Source organism: Paenibacillus sp. FSL R7-0163 (genome assembly GCF_037969975.1).
In the GTDB taxonomy this organism is placed as follows: domain Bacteria; phylum Bacillota; class Bacilli; order Paenibacillales; family Paenibacillaceae; genus Paenibacillus_AQ; species Paenibacillus_AQ odorifer.
The window spans coordinates 44,752-61,002 of the sequence record NZ_CP150224.1 but is presented as its reverse complement, the minus strand read 5'-3'; the positions used below and the strand labels follow the sequence as shown (position 1 = coordinate 61,002).

At 43.6% G+C, this 16,251-nt stretch carries 7 protein-coding genes; all 7 read right to left on the bottom strand.

From position 1 onward, the window contains the following. Positions 1-68: 68 nt before the first annotated feature. Positions 69-6,887: an S-layer homology domain-containing protein gene (locus NST45_RS00240; RefSeq protein ID WP_339824500.1), complete on the bottom strand. Its 6,819-nt coding sequence runs from the start codon at positions 6,885-6,887 to the stop codon at positions 69-71. 301 nt (positions 6,888-7,188) lie between these two features. After that, positions 7,189-7,905, bottom strand: a complete 717-nt coding sequence (gene deoD, locus NST45_RS00235; RefSeq protein WP_036681380.1) for a purine-nucleoside phosphorylase — start codon at positions 7,903-7,905, stop codon at positions 7,189-7,191. A 116-nt stretch (positions 7,906-8,021) separates the two neighbouring features. Beyond that, positions 8,022-8,843: a methyl-accepting chemotaxis protein gene (locus tag NST45_RS00230; RefSeq protein WP_076129804.1), complete on the bottom strand. Its 822-nt coding sequence runs from the start codon at positions 8,841-8,843 to the stop codon at positions 8,022-8,024. 257 nt (positions 8,844-9,100) lie between these two features. Next, on the bottom strand, positions 9,101-10,630 hold the full coding sequence (gene ahpF, locus NST45_RS00225; RefSeq protein ID WP_036681374.1) for an alkyl hydroperoxide reductase subunit F: 1,530 nt from the start codon (positions 10,628-10,630) through the stop codon (positions 9,101-9,103). A gap of 14 nt (positions 10,631-10,644) precedes the next feature. Further along, positions 10,645-11,208 carry an alkyl hydroperoxide reductase subunit C gene (gene ahpC, locus NST45_RS00220; RefSeq protein WP_036681373.1) on the bottom strand — a complete coding sequence of 188 codons (564 nt, stop codon included), beginning with the start codon at positions 11,206-11,208 and terminating at the stop codon, positions 10,645-10,647. Positions 11,209-11,457: 249 nt separating this feature from the next. Continuing rightward, entirely contained in the window at positions 11,458-12,336 is an 879-nt protein-coding gene (locus NST45_RS00215) for an aminoglycoside phosphotransferase family protein (protein WP_036681371.1), read from the bottom strand. 93 nt (positions 12,337-12,429) lie between these two features. Further along, entirely contained in the window at positions 12,430-16,023 is a 3,594-nt protein-coding gene (locus NST45_RS00210) for an alpha-amylase family glycosyl hydrolase (protein WP_339824495.1), read from the bottom strand. Positions 16,024-16,251 lie beyond the last annotated feature (228 nt).

Below are 16,251 nucleotides of genomic sequence, written 5' to 3'. Positions count from 1 at the left end.
TAATAAAATAAAGAGGACCCTCCGCAGCTCTTCCTGCATGGAGGATCCTCTCGAATCAGAACCGTGTATTAAATCAAATCTGATTGTTGCAGCAATCTTTGGATGATAGCCGCAACTTCTGCTCTCGTAATGAAGGCTTGTGGGGCAAGTACATTTCCGCTTCTGCCCGTGATGATTCCTGCTTGCAGGCTGTCTGCAATGCCACTCTTCGCCCAGCCTGATGCTTCATTCGCATCCGTGTAAATGCTCAGCAGCTCGCTTGCTTCTTTGGCAGGAAGTTTTGTCTTCAAATCGGTAATCACCATAGCTTTAGCAATAATACTCATCGCCTGTTCCCGAGTAATCTTGTCTGTAGGATGGAACGCTCCATCCTCAAAACCGTTGATTAGCTTATAGGAGTAAGCTGTCTGCACCGCATCATTATACCAATCTGAGACCTTCACATCCGTAAAGGATGTTGTTCCGCTCTCCAATTTCAATCCCAATCCACGTACGATAATCGCCGCAAATTCTGCACGTGTAATCTCCTGACTAGGGTTAAACAAATCGTCACCGACTCCATTAATAACCTTACGGGAAGCCATCTCATTGACAATGTCCTTAGCCCAGTGGGTGACGACATCCTTGAAGTTCTGTGGATCTTGAACTACAAAATACGTACTGTTCGTTAAACTGTGTATTTTCGCAAAGTTTTTGCCATCAATGGCAACAATCTGTGTGGGTACATGGCGGATCGTCCCCCCTGCTTCAAGCACTAGCCCAGTCGTAATCTTCTTAAGGTCTACACCATCCGCAAGAGGAATAGTTCTTTCCACATAGGTATTAAACTTAGTGAGTTCAACAGTTTTCCCAGCGTAAGTAACTTTCACCGTGAAATCTAATGGCTGAGCTACCAGCGTTAGCTTTTCATTGGCTGCCAGCATTTCTATTCTTTTCAGTACATCCGCAGTCGGAACAGAAATTGAAATTTGCACCTTCACATCTTGTAGAGCAATGTCTGTGCCAAACTGTTTTGAAATTGCACTGATATCAATCTGAGCTGCTGATATTGTATAAGTACCCTTTGGAGTACGAATGATTAACAGCGCCTGCTTCTGCTCCATATCTTTGATGATTTGACCATTAAGCTCGCCAATAATCACATCTGAAGTCGCAGTCACAGGGATAGTTATAATTGCATTCTGGTCTTCCTTTTCGATGCGTTGCTCTATTTTTGCCTGATCTACAACAATCGTGGTAACCGTCTGCCCGTTATGCTCAGATATCGTTGCTGTTCCGGCATTTTCAACCTTACCGTTCACCAATACCTCAACCATGCTGCTAGATGGTGTAGCTGTAGCAGTGGATCCTGCTGTTGCAGTTGGTGCAGTTGTTGCAGGTGGTGCAGTCGGTGTTGATGTCGGTGATTCTGTTGGTGTTGGTGTTGGTGTTGGTGTTGGTGTTGGCGGTGTAGGTGTAACCTCAACCTCCGTTGATGACTTTGGTGTCACGGAGTTCGAAACTTCAGAAGCTACACTACTACCAGCGCTATTAATCGCTTTAGCTGTAAACGAATAAGTTGTTCCATTCGCTAGACCTGTTACCGTTATTGGACTTGTTGCCCCAACTATTACGATATTACCCGGAGAAGCAGTAACCTCATAATTCGTAATTGGAGTTCCCCCGTTCGAATCAGGAACTGCAAATGTCACAGTCGCCTCGCCATCTCCCGCTACTGCTATTAAGCCCGTAGGTGCAGATGGTGATGTTCTTGGTTTCGTGCTGACTTCGTTAGAAGCTGCACTCTCCCCGCCCGGATTAGATGCCTTAACTACGAAATAATAAGATTGGCCATTAGTTAACCCTGTCACATCATAGTTGTAGACGGACTCGCTTACTGTAGCCACTTGTGTCTCATAGATTCCGGAAGTGATACCTTGATATATAGTGTATCCAATCGCACCCTTCACCGGATCCCATGTTAAGCCGATGATGCCATTACTTGCCACAGGTGAATGAAGTATTGGCGCGCCCGGCGCTGGAACCTGAGGCGTTCTAGTTACTTCATTGGAAGCCGCACTGATACCATCAGGATTAACAGCTTTAACAATAAAATAATAAGCAGTTCCATTAATTAATCCTACAGCATCGTAACTGTTCTCAGAGCCACTTATAGTAGCTACCTCAGCTCCATAAACACCTGAAGCTGTAGACTGATATACAGCGTAACTATCGGTACCATATACGGGACTCCAAGTAATTCGAATATGTCCGTTTCCTGCCGTTACAGACTCAATACTTGGCGCAGCAAGTTCAGGCCAGGTAAGGTCAATAACTGCACTAGTGATCTCTGCAAGACCTGTCGCATCAAATGCCAGTTGGGCTCCGGTGATTCCAGCTGCATTCGTAGCTCCCAGATCCGTAAAGGAAATGACACCTGCTACTGCCGTCAACGTCGTATTCCCCGTCAACGTCCAGCTTCCTGCGTCCTTCTTCGACACAGTAACAACCGAACTGTTGTCGCCAATGTTTACATTCCCAAACTGATCCAGCAAAGTAATTACTGGCTGCTGCGCGAAGCTGCCGCCATTGGCCTGCGGGGCACTTACGCCCGTGGTCAGCTTCATTGTCGCTGTGCTACCTGCGACAGGTGCAATGTTCAGCGCCATTGCCGCTGGCGAGGTTACACCTGCTTGGCTGAACATAACCGCTTGCGCGCCAGCTTTGTTCAGCTTCAGATCCACCTGAGCTACACCCTCAACGAAATCAACGTTGATCTTGCTCGGTGAAGCCGCCAAAGCGGTACTTCCTAAGCTTCCGTACGTTCCGTCCGGCGCAACATCATAACCTGATACCGTCACTTCTTTTGTTCCGGTAAACAGAGTGTCCGTGTCGCCCAGCGAATTCTTCACGGTCAGCGTAATGCCATTATCCACACCTACGACAGGTGTCAAAGTCGCCGCTGAGGCGGTAATGCTTTGCGCTCCCTGTGGTTGTGGAAGATTCACGGTAGCGCTAGTGATCTCTGCAAGACCTGTCGCATCAAATGCCAGTTGGGCTCCGGTGATTCCAGCTGCATTCGTAGCTCCCAGATCCGTAAAGGTAATGACACCCGCTACTGCCGTCAACGTCACATTCCCCGTCAACGTCCAGCTTCCTGCATCCTTCTTCGACACAGTAACAACCGTACTGCTGTCGCCAATGTTTACATTCCCAAACTGGTCCAGCAGCGTTATCACTGGCTGCTGCGCGAAGCTGCCGCCGTTGGCCTGCGGAGCACTTACGCCCGTGGTCAGCTTCATTGTCGCTGTGCTACCTGCGACAGGTGTAATGTTCAGCGCTGTTGCCGCTGGCGAGGCTACACCTGCTTGGCTGAACATAACCGCTTGCGCGCCAGCTTTGTTCAGCTTCAGATCCACCTGAGCTACACCCTCAACGAAATCAACGTTGATCTTGCTCGGTGAAGCTGCCAAAGCGGTACTTCCTAAGCTGCCGTACGTTCCGTCAGGCGCAACATCATAACCTGATACCGTCACTTCTTTTGTTCCGGTGAACGTTGTATCTGTATTGCCCAGCGAATTCTTCACGGTCAGCGTAATGCCATTATTCACACCTACGACAGGTGTCAAAGTCGCCGCTGAGGCGGTAATGCTTTGGGCTCCTTGTGGCTCTGGAAGATTCAACGCTACACTGGTGATCTGTGTAAGTCCTGTCGCATCAAATGCCAGTTGGGCTCCGGTGATTCCAGCTGCATTCGTAGCTCCCAGATCCGTAAAGGAAATGACACCTGCTACTGCCGTCAATGTCGTATTTCCCGTCAATGTCCAGCTCCCTGCGTCCTTCTTCGAAACAGTAACAATCGTACTGTTGTCGCCAATGTTTACATTTCCAAACTGATCCAGCAAAGTAATTACTGGCTGCTGCGCGAAGCTACCGCCATTGGCTTGCGGAGCACTTACGCCTGTGGTCAGCTTCATTGTCGCTGTGCTACCTGCGACAGGTGCAATGTTCAGCGCCGTTGCCGCTGGCGAGGCTACACCTGCTTGGCTGAACATAACCGCTTGCGCGCCAGCTTTGTTCAGCTTCAGATCCACCTGAGCTACGCCCTCAACGAAATCAACGTTGATCTTGTTTGGTGAAGCTGCCAAAGCGGTACTTCCTAAGCTGCCGTACGTTCCGTCCGGCGCAACATCATAACCCGTTACCGTCACTTCTTTTGTTCCGGTAAACAGAGTGTCCGTGTCGCCCAGCGAGTTCTTCACGGTCAGCGTAATGCCATTATCTACACCTACAACTGGTGTCAACGTCGCCGCTGAGGCAGTGATGCTTTGCGCTCCCTGTGGTTGTGGAAGATTCACGGTAGCGCTAGTGATCTGTGTAAGTCCTGTCGCATCAAATGCCAGTTGGGCTCCTGTGATTCCAGCTGCATTCGTGGCTCCCAGATCCGTAAAGGAAATGACACCTGCTACTGCCGTCAATGTCGTATTCCCCGTCAACGTCCAGCTTCCTGTATCCTTCTTCGACACAGTAACAACTGTACTGTTGTCGCCAATATTTACATTCCCAAACTGGTCCAGCAGCGTTATCACTGGCTGCTGCGCGAAGCTGCCGCCGTTGGCCTGCGGAGCACTTACGCCCGTGGTCAGCTTCATTGTCGCTGTGCTACCTGCGACAGGTGTAATGTTCAGCGCTGTTGCTGCTGGCGATGCTACGCCTGTTTGGCTGAACACAACCGCTTGCGCGCCAGCTTTGTTCAGCTTCAGGTTCACCTGTGCTACACCCTCAACGAAATTAACGTTGATCTTGCTCGGTGAAGCCGCTAAAGCGGTGCTTCCTAAGCTTCCGTACGTTCCGTCCGGCGCAACACCATAACCCGTTACCGTCACTTCTTTTGATCCGGTGAACGTTGTATCCGTATCGCCCAGCGAATTTTTCACGGTCAGCGTAATCCCATTATCTACACCTACGACAGGTGTCAACGTCGCCGCTGAGGCGGTGATGATATATGCAAGAGTAGGTCCTAGGTTCAGGGTCATTTTAGTGAAATAATCCCCCACGACCTTAAAATTAGTACCATCGTAAATAATGCCATTAAGATTAGAAGTAAGCTCTGATGTTTCCTGAGTCCACGTGGATCCGTCTGCCGAAGAGAATAACTCCCCCTTCAATCCAACAGCCAGAAAACTCCCATTACCAAAGCTGATATTATTTAGTGCGCTAGCTGATATTGTAACCTTCGTAAAAGTTACCAAATCTTCTGTGGTTAGAATTACTGCCTGCTGGCTAAGTGTATCTTCTCCAACCAGAATATAAGCTCTACCATCATAGGCAATTCCCTTTAAAGAAGTATTGGGGAACCCAATCTCTAAGGGCACATTCCACTGTATTCCATCTGATGATTTTGCGATAACAACGCTCTCTTGCTCATAAGTAATACTATTGTATTTCATCCCAAGAGCTACAAATTGATTATTCAAGTAAGCTACTGTATTAAATGCAAAATCCCCATTTTTAAATCTCTCTGTCCATGAGGTTCCGTTAACTGAAGAATAAATTCCGCCATAATCGGAAACAGCAACGTACTGATTTGTGCCAAAAGCAATACCTGTCAGATTGTCCTGCACTCCGGTATCTGTCGTAGTCCAAGTGTCACCGTTGGTCGAGGTCACCACTTTGGCGTTAAGATTGTAGTTTTCTTTATCTGTAACCGCAATAAACTTCCCTGCTCCATAAGTGACCGCATTCATTCCCGGCAGCTTGGAGGGTGTGACATCGTTCCATACTGCGGAGCTATTAGATTTGTAAATAGAGCCATATTCCCCGGATGAGACGGCAACATAATTGCCATTACCATCCTTAGCAATACTCTTCAGATTACCGCTGACATTACTCCACGCCGATAGGTCAGAAGAAACCAGTAAGCCGTTGCCCCCTGAAGCAACATATTTGCCATTTCCGTAAACCATATTGTTCACCATCATTGTTGTATGGGTATCCGAAGATGTCCACTGGGTGCTGTCCAGCGGAGCCGCAGAAGATTTATAAATTACACCCTGCCCAAACAACAAATAGCTCCCATTTAAAGAACCTCCCCCATAAAATTGCTTGTTATCCCATGAGGCATCAACGGTCCAATTAGCACCGTCTGTAGAGGTGAATACTTTTTTAGCATAAGGAGTCACGATATAACTAAAGAAACGATTATTTAAATAGATTACATTCGTAACATAAGGCCAACTAGAATTATAGTGGTTGATCACAAGATCGGTTAAGGTAACCGTTGTCCAATTGATCAGATTCGTTGAGGTATAATAGACAGCATTGTTAGCAGAGACCACATATTTGTTGTTGCCATAAGCAATATCCGTTAAGCTTTGCATTCCGAATATTGCATTGGTAGAAGTGATTCCTGTGTCTGTCCAGTTAATGCCATCCGAGGATTGTAGTAGAGTTACATCATAAGAAGGTGGATTGGTGCCAGGTTTATATACTGACTGCCATACAAAAAACTTTCCATTGACCGCTTTCAACCTTTCCGGTGTGATAGCTAACGTTTTTTTTGTCCAATTTTCACCATCAAGTGAATTGTATACTGCCTTTTCGCTACCATCAATAGCTAAGAACAGCCCATTAGCGAACACAATAGAAGTTAGTTTGGGGTTCCCCGCCTTTTTTGAGATAGACCAATCTACGCCATTTGATGATGTAGATATCCCTCCTTGGCCCACCGCTACAAAAACATTGTTACCAAATGCAACACTGCTCAAATTCCCAGCTGATGTGGAGCTTTGATCTATGATATTGCTATTGCTGGGTGCTGCATAAATTACTGCAGGCATAAACAGAGAACTGACGATAGAGAATACTAAACTTATTGCTAATAAAAGATTGCCACTCCGCTTAATCACAATTTTCCCCCTTTGGCATTACACCAAAATATAAATACTTCCACCATATGGAGATTAGATGTCTTTTCTAAGATTTGTAGCCATTTGGTTTGATTTTTATATCGGTATAATCCGAGAGAATTATTACGAATTTAACATTAAATTTTGATTAAAAACAACAATAATTTACACGCTTCACCTATCCATTTCCACAACCTTACAAATGAGAAAAAAACCTATTAAATATCAGGACTTAATCCTGAATTTAATAGGCTCTCAAGCTTTTGCTCGTAGAACTTTTTAAGCTACTTAATCTTTTTTATTAAATAGAAATCGCTGCTTCTAAAGCTACTTCCATCATGCCGTTGAAAGAATTTTGTCTTTCTTCTGCCGTGGTTACAGCATGAGTAACTAACGAATCAGAAATGGTAAGAATACATGCAGCTTGTTTACCTAACACTTTCGCATTATGGAACAACGCATAACTCTCCATTTCTACACAAACACAGCCATGTTCATTGTAAAATTCATTAACTCCAGGCACATTGTCTTCATGATAGAATACATCGCTGGAATGAATTCTCGCCGTCAGAACTGGCTTGTTAATACGTGTAGCCGCTGCTTCAATGACTTCGTTCAATTCTTTACTTGGCAGCTGGATATCTCCTTCTACACCGCTTTGCACATAGGCATATGTAGATTCACTCCACGCGCTATCCGCCAACACCACGTCAAATAAATTCAATTTATCAGTATATGCTCCAGCACTACCGATACGAATGATGTTTTCCACACCATAGTTTTTGTATAGTTCATAAGAATAAATACCGATACTTGGCATTCCCATTCCCGAACCCATTACCGAAACCTCTTTGCCTTTATAAGTTCCTGTATATCCAAACATATTACGTACCGTATTAAATTGGGTTGGGTTCTCCAAATAGGTTTCTGCAATATACTTCGCTCTCAAAGGATCTCCTGGCATTAATACTGTTTTGGCGATTTCACCATTTTGTGCTGCATTGTGCGGCGTTGACATAATTTATTCCTCCTATGTTGATTACTCATTACTATCTTACTATACCATTCATGATTTTAAATATACGTTTAAAATTTTCTTTTATTGCGACAAAAATACTGCTACTGAATCTCTTTTTATAATTTATTAGCAAACTCATTAAGTTTTTGGGACATTATCTTTATTTCCTCAATAAATGTAGAAGTATGCTGAACAGATGCCGCCTGTTCTTGGCCGATAGCTGCTATCTTCTCTATCGAATTAGCCATTTGATTCGTAATTCCCTTAATCTGTAACATGGTTTTATTTATGTTTTGCGTCGAGGCGACGGTTTCCCTTGAAAATTTCCGGATTTCCTTGGCTACGACTTCAAAACTTCTACCTTTCTCACCTGCATGCGCTGCTTCTATTGCAGCATTCAGCCCAAGTAAATTCGTTTGATCAGCAACCCTGTTTATAATGGATAGGACTTCTGTTGTATTCTCCACATCTTTTCCAGCCTGCTGAGATTGAATGAGTAGTTCCTGAGAGTGATCGGAAAGTGAACTTACACCATAGGAAATATTATTAATTTGCTCATTGGCTTGGGATAATGATTCCGAGATTTGTTCTACAATAGCTTTTAATTCACTTTGTCTTCGAATCTGAACTGCAATCCCGCCAATGACTTGTCCCGTTTGATCGTGAAGAGGTGTTGCTGTACCTGTAAACTCAAATCCATAAAAGTGGGCTGGAACATCGGACTTCAAGGTACGATTCTCTTGTATCGCTAAGTAAAGCGGTTCTTCTTTGTGTAAAGGTTGTCCTTCGTTAATGTTTAAATTTATGGTGTCGCCAGGAAAATAAGCAACGAACCGTTCCAAATCACATATCGCTATTGATAAATCAGCGGGGATAGATAATTTTATAATTGGTATAAGTGAGATAAATTTGTCTAAAGATTCAATGTTGTTAATCACAGAAATATAGTCTCCATTCCAGCAAAACGTTATTTATAGCGCACCAAGTCTAACCAGATTATGCCTTGCAGACATGCATTTAATCTAAATCCTTAATTTTGCTTAATTCATATTTTAGATATGTATTCGCGAAAATCTTCATAAAATCCTCCAAAAAAGTTTATAAACACCCATTTCTCTCTCACAAAAGATAAAAAAAACCCCCACTTTGTGAAAAGTGAGGGCTTTCGTTCTCTTGCTGTTACTAATAATATCGATTAGTTACGGATCAGATAATCAAATGCTCCTAGCGCTGCAGTTGCACCGGATCCCATCGAGATAATGATTTGTTTATAAGCACTATTAGTGCAGTCACCAGCAGCAAATACTCCTGGTAAGCTAGTAGCACCATGGCTATCTACAACAATCTCACCTACGCGAGTACGTTCAACTGTGTCACCTAGCCATTCTGTATTTGGAACCAGACCGATCTGTACAAATACACCCTGCAATTCAACATGGTGAGTCTCTTCTGTCGCACGATCAACATAAGAAATACCATTTACCTTATCAGTTCCGGTAATTTCTTTAGTTTGCACGTTTTTAAGAACAGTAACGTTAGGAAGGCTATAAAGACGATCTTGCAGCACAGCATCAGCTTTGAGCTCTGGAGCAAATTCCAGAACCGTTACATGCTTCACTATACCTGCAAGGTCAATAGCTGCCTCAATACCTGAGTTACCGCCGCCAACAACTGCAACATCTTTGCCTGCAAACAAAGGACCATCACAGTGTGGGCAGTAGGCTACACCTTTGTTCTTGAATTCAGCTTCACCAGGCACGCCCATATTCCGCCAGCGAGCACCTGTAGACAGAATGACCGTCTTACTCTTTAGAACAGCGCCGTTCTCGAGTTCAACTTCAATTAAGTCATTTTTGTCTAGACGTCTGACACGCTGCAATTTCATCACATCAATGCCATACTCTTTTACCTGCTCTTCAAGTTTAGCTACGAGTTGAGGACCTTCAGTGTACTTCACACTAATAAAGTTCTCGATACCAAGCGTGTCGTTAACCTGTCCGCCAAAGCGTTCAGCAACAATACCTGTACGAATACCTTTACGTGCCGCGTAAATGGCTGCACTTGCACCAGCTGGGCCGCTGCCGACAACAAGCACATCATATGGAGCTTTATTGTCAAACTCTGATGCGTCCACACTGCTGCCCATTTTAGCTAAAATTTCTTCAACCGTCATACGACCACTTTCGAAAAATTCACCATTAAGGTAGACGCTTGGAACAGACATAATTTCTTTGCTTTCTACCTCTTCTTTGAATACTCCACCGTCAATCATCGTATGGGTAATGCCCGGATTAAAGATACTCATAAGATTCAGTGCTTGTACAACATCAGGGCAATTATGACAGCTCAGGCTAACATAAGTTTCAAACTTATATTCGCCACTAATGCCTTTGATCTGATCAATTACACTTTGCTCAACCTTAGGAGCTCTTCCGCTAACCTGCAACAGAGCCAATACTAATGAGGTAAATTCGTGTCCAAGCGGAGTTCCGGCAAAGGTTACGCCCGTATCTTCACCCACACGATTTACACTAAAGCTTGGGGTTCTAGATAGTTCGGTTCTTTCCACCGTAATCCTAGCTGACATTTTGGCAATTTCATCAACTAGTTCAGTCATCTCTTGTGATGCCTCGTCAGCGCCTGCACTGAGTTTCAGTACTACATCGCCTTCCAAGAGTTCTAGGTATTGCGCTAGTTGAGCTTTTATTTCTTGATCTAGTTTCATTTAGCTTTCGCTCCTTAAATCTTACCTACAAGATCGAGACTTGGTTTAAGAGTTTCTGCACCTTCCGACCATTTCGCTGGGCAAACTTCACCTGGATGATTGCGTACATATTGCGCTGCTTTAATTTTGTTAACAAGAGCGCTAGCATCACGGCCGATACCACCAGCATTAATCTCAACAGTTTGAATAACACCGTCTGGGTCAATGATGAATGTACCACGATCAGCAAGACCGTCAGCTTCGATCAATACATCAAAGTTGCGGGAAACCACATGGGAGGGATCGCCGATCATAATGTATTTCACCTTGCCAATTGCTGCGGAGCTTTCATGCCATGCTTTATGTGTAAAGTGTGTGTCAGTAGAAACGGAATATACTTCAACACCTAGTTGTTTGAGGGTTTCATATTGGTTCTGCAAATCTTCTAGTTCAGTTGGGCATACGAATGTGAAGTCAGCTGGGTAAAAGCAAACTACACTCCATTTACCTTTGAAGTTTTCTTCTGTAACATCGATAAATTTCCCATCTTGAAATGCGCTTGCTTTGAATGGTAGTACTTCTGTTCCGATTAATGACATATTGTTTAATCTCCTTTGGGTTTAATTTATGAATAGAGTGGATACTATTTATAATTATTATAATTAACCAAATTAAGGCCTGTCAAGTTATTTATAATAATTCTAATATGATAATCGTTGTCAGTCGCTAAATGTTCATACAAATTCCTTTCTTTCGGATTTAAATACAACACTTTATCATCTGACTGATGCTCATTCGTGCTTATTGACTATTATGGTTTAGTTTACATGTTTTATGTAGTTCAATTTCTACAATTCGATGTCTTCTACTATTAGATTGATAATATTCAAGGATTCTTCCGCTACTGTTGGATTAGAATATCGATTTCCATTATAGGTGATCAGTGCTTTCCATAAAGCCCACCCTCTTGCTCTATTCCACGTTTGTGCATCCATGTTTAATACCTTTTTAAAGATCCTTCTACTAGCCTCATCAAAAAAAGTCCACGCCATTGCAGCATCACAAGCAGGATCACCCACCCCTAATATGCCAAAATCAATGACTGCACAAAGCTGTCCGTCTTTGACTAATATATTTCCAGGTGCGACATCACCATGAACCCAAACTGGTTCTGACTCCCATTCAGAGTCTAATGCCAGTTCCCAGATCTTTTTCAATAGACCTTCATTAAAAATATCTTTATTATGCTCAATCGCATTTCTAGATTCCTCATCATATACAGCTAAGGACCCACCTCTATAAAAATTATGCTCTCCTGCTAAAGGTCCCCCACTAGCATCAATAGACTGTAATTCAATTAAAAAGCTCCCCAAGTCTCTCGCAAATTGATTGAGATCATTAATGTTCTCATGGGATAAAGTCTCTCCCTCTAGCCACTTATTAATAGACCAAGGCCAGGGATATTCTTTGTTAGGTGTCCCTTTCGCTAATGGTGTTGAAATAGGTAACGTAAGTCCTTTCCTTAAAAAAGGTAACCATAGTTGTTCTTTCTCCACTTGGGGAACATAAGCGGCTGCACTTGGTAATCGCACACTCATCTGTTCACCTAAATGAAAAGTCCGATTATCATGCCCACTGAATTTCACAGACCTGATCTCTAAATCGGACCATTTAGGAAATTGTTCATTTATTAATCTTGCTACTAAATCGACGTCTATAGTATGCATAATATCTCTCCACATATATGAAATTGAAGCAACACCAGTTGCGGAATCCGAGCTGATGTTGCTTCTTTTTAACTATGAAATGGATACAAGGGTCTACTTCAGATAGGTTCCTGACTCTCCGATTCCACCACTACCGTTCAATACATATACACGCGCATTTCCTTTCCCGGAGCAGTTGATTGTGATCACACCGTTGGTAACGGTTTTCGTATCACCAGTGACCGCATCCACATAAGTTCCGTTAGGAATTCCGGTGAATGTTGCATTTCCTGAGATCGTAACCAAAGCAAAGCTATCGATTCCTTTGCTACTATCAGTGTATCTTCTTTTAAATGCCAAATCACCTGATACATTTTCTGTAGAATATTGGCCTTTTTGCAAAGCAGGAACAGCTCTTCTGATTAAATTAAGTTGTCTGATATGTTTCGCCAGAGGATAATTTAACGAGTCTGCAAGTGTGCCAGTAGCATTGGTATATTTACCGTAATCTTGAACAGTAACACTACCCTCAATATGATCGCCAAAGTAAGCACGGCCTGTTGTACTTAACGGTGCATTTGGACCTACATCTATGACTGATCCTTTTTTAAACTCAATTTCAGAACCATAATAGATCGCAGGTATTCCTCGGAAGGTGAACATCAGAGCGAGATTCTCAGCCCAAGTGTCCTGTGTGCCGGCAAATCTTTGATTTTCTGGTGCCTGGTCAGGTGCATAGTCATGAGAGTCAATATAAGTTACATTCCAGGTAGCATCATTATAGAATTGATCACCGCTTCTCATACTGAATGCTTCCTGAGCAGTCTTGAAGGCCCAGTGCATTGGAAAATCAATGACATCCATACCCGATTTCATCGAATAGTCAGGCGTATGATAAGTATTTCCTGTTAAAAATGCATTGTTCGAGGTAGGCTGTCCTGCTGTAGTAGAGTTATCTGCCCACTCTTGTTCCACCGATAGCTTGTTGGAAGCGTAATCATTTTGACCATCACCTGGATAGGATTTTGAGCTTTTCCAAGTATAAAATGGTGTTGATATCGCCGGAATTCCACTGTTCCAGACATCTCTGTACCGAGTAGCCACTTCCCCAAAGACAAAGAAGTCTGAGCCTCCTCTTGTTTTCCATGCCGGCACAAAATATTTGTTAAAAATATACCGGCTTACATGCTTTACAGTATCGACCCGAAAAGCATCCACACCCATATCAATATATTGATTATAGCTGTCGATTAGATACTGATTCACTAGAGGATTTTCTGTGTTTAAGTCTACACAGTCTCCCGCAATCTGTCCTGTCTGGACGGTGTAAGACTCCCAAGAAAGACTTTTTTCCGTATGGTAAATGTTATTGTTAGTCTCCGCAGTCTTCATTAAGGCAAGTCTTGCCTGATATTGCTGATCAGGGGTCATGGAATCATAGTTAGCTGGCAGCTTATCCGTAATTTTGAGCATGTTACTCACGGTGTCCGCCGCCGCCGGATCTTTTTTGAACATCGGGAACAGATTTTCTTCTCCAAAATTACCGGTATGATTGACGACAATATCTTGAATAACCTTTATCCCTCTCGCGTGTGCTGCATTGATCAAATCCTGATAAGATGCCCCTGCGGATTCATATCTTGGATCTATTTTCGCAAAATTTATTGCATGGTACCCATGATAATCATAACCGCTGGCATTCTGCACCACAGGTGTAATCCAGATGGCACTGAATCCTAAGGCTTTAATGTAATCGAGCTTTTGAATCAGTCCTTTGAAATCCCCTCTCCAAGCTGGATCAGAGTCCGGATTTCCTGCCTTGGCATCCTCCCATGCATGCTCGTTGTTACTGGAATCACCGTCATAGAACCGGGAAGTGATTACAAAATAAATCGTATCTTCACGAAAATCGCCCTTATTACCAATGTTATAAACAAAACTCTGTTTGGTTTCATTTCCGGCACCATCGATCACAAGGAATTTTAAGGTTGTCGTCTTGTTAATCAAGATAGACGGTCCCGCAAGAGATGTTAGTGCATTGCCTGAAATATAGACTTTTGAACTCGTTGTTGGTTCCGTACCATTATCTGTGTAATATGCTGTGGTTGTTGCCGCCTTGTTGTCTTTTATATTAAAAGATACGGAAACCGCTGAGCTCGAATTCCCAACAGGCAGATTCGCAGTGATAATCGGAGCTTGCAAATCGGCATTCAGATCAATCACATAAGCAAAAGAGCCTACATTACCCGCTTGCCCTATAGAGTTAACGCCGAATGCTTTGATAGTCAAAGAAGAAGGTACTTGGATTGGAGTCGTATACAACGTTGAGGTTGTCGTAGGTGTTGATCCGTCGGTCGTATAATAAATTTTATCGCCGCTATTTGTACTGGATAGGGTCACCGTTTGGGCAGAATCATAGGTTTTGGGCACAGGAGAGACGGATATCACCGGAACCTTAGGAACGTCTGGATTGGCGTCATACCATACGTTATCTGAGTTATACCAGCCCTCTTTTACGCTGCGAGATAAGTCGCCCGTTTGTTTGCCATTGCCGTCATTAAAGATCAGGCTTGCACCTGTAGCATTCGGAACAGTATAGCTATACCAATCGTTTCCGTCCGATTTCATCAGTATTCCCGGCCATGCTCCACTAGTCGGAACGGTTGCCGGATTCAGATTCCAGTAATGGATGCGGATCGCTGCATTCCAGCTTGCTGGTTTCTTAAAGTGAACGGTTAGCCCCGCTGAAGTAGGTGTAGGTGTTGGCGTCACTGTTGGCGTTGGTGTAGGAGTTACGGTAGGTGTTGGCGTTGGTGTGGGTGTTATGGTAGGTGTTGGCGTCACTGTTGGTGTAGGAGTTACCGTAGGTGTTGGTGTCACTGTTGGTGTAGGAGTTACCGTAGGTGTTGGTGTCACTGTTGGTGTAGGAGTTACCGTAGGTGTTGGTGTCACTGTTGGGGTAGGAGTTATCGTTGGTGTTGGTGTAGCTCCGGCCGAAAGGGTCACATAGTCGATATTAATATTCCCGCTATCATCTGAGTCATATTTATAAGCAAGCGTGTTATTTCCTGCCTGTAAGGAGAGTGTTTCTGTTTGGTCTGCCCATGTATCCCAGTTGGTCAGGTTGGCTAATGTTGTCTGTGTAACCTTTATTCCATTGACATAAATGGACACCTTTTTAGCACTGCCGGATGCATTAGCATAGTGAAGCGTGGCATTATAGGACCCTTCTGCGGAAGCCTGGACGTTAAAAGTGGCAGTTGCTCCTGTAGTTGTGTATCCATCAACAAAACCGGTGCCCGAATATCCGATGTGATTCGTATTTACTTTTGCACCACCAGACAGGGATGCACTCTCTGCTTCGTATTTCCCGGCAACCGGAATAACCACCGTCCAGTTCTTCCCGCCGTTATTGTCCCAACTATCCGTTGGAGCCGTGATGTGATAACAATAAATTAGGGTGGCGCCTTCCTGAACATTGAGGTTGGCGATGAACGTGGTTCCATTTTTGGTCATCACCGTGTCCGTAGTATTAGCCCAGTTATTCGTAGTCCAATGTAAGGTCACAGCTGCCGCTGTAGGATTGGTATAGGTGACTGTATGATCCGTATTGCTGGCCGATGCTCCACCCGATAAACCAAATAAACTAAAAATGAGTGAAAAAATAATTAACCACGAAATATAACGCCTGGATTGTTTGGATACCAAGTAAATAACCTCCTCATAATTTTAAGTGCAGCTTACGATTTTAAGCGCTATCGCGGTGTGCAAACGTTTGCAAAAATGAGAAAAAAGAAATACTTAATAGTTTTAATCTCCTCCTTCAATGATTAATAAGGAAAAAACTCATTGTATGCGTTTACAAACGGTTCAATATCTGATGAATTTCCCTTGTTAAGATTATAGGCGCCAAACTTTTGCTGGTCAATGCATCTT